The following is a 593-nucleotide window of genomic DNA, read 5'->3' as shown; positions in this document are numbered from 1 at the left end:
CAGGCGACAAACCGCGACGCGGTCAATCCGCCGCGATGCCAATACCCACATGCCAATCCGGCGCCCACTACATACAGCTCACCCACCACACCGACCGGCGCAGGATGCAGCGACGCATCCAGCACAAAGAAGCCCAAGTGCGCCAGCGGCACACCGATCGGGCTGTCACTGCCCTGAGCATCCTCAGCACCGATCTCCCGGAACGAGGCATGCACCGTCGTCTCGGTGATGCCATACATGTTGATCAACCGCGGCGAATCCGAATGGCTGTCCATCCACGGCTGAAGACGCTGCGGCTCAAGAGCTTCCCCGCCGAACACCACCGTCTCCACCTTCAGCTGGCGGCCTGCCGCGGGCAGCAGGGAATCAACAGACTGCAGTGCGTAGAACGCCGACGGTGTCTGACTCAACACAGTCACCTGCTCGGTGACCAACAAGGCCAGCAGCTCTTCTGGAGCCCGCGTCACCGCCTCCGGCACCACCACCAACCGGCCACCGAACAACAACGCACCCCAGATCTCCCACACCGAATAGTCAAAAGCCAACGAATGACACTGCGTCCACACCTGCCCCGCCAGACCCAACTCCGCATC

General features: G+C 62.7%; 1 protein-coding gene. It reads right to left on the bottom strand.

The window, feature by feature from the left end; genetic code table 11:
• Positions 1 to 545: AMP-binding protein (locus IMZ11_RS43420; RefSeq protein ID WP_305075956.1), on the bottom strand; the 545-nt coding region annotated here is incomplete at its 3' end.
• Between the last annotated feature and the right edge of the window lie 48 nt (positions 546 to 593).

Source organism: Microtetraspora sp. AC03309, assembly GCF_020826795.1.
Lineage (GTDB): Bacteria > Actinomycetota > Actinomycetes > Streptosporangiales > Streptosporangiaceae > Microtetraspora > Microtetraspora glauca.
The sequence above is the reverse complement of the archived record's forward strand: the minus strand, read 5'-3'. Positions and strand labels throughout refer to the sequence as shown.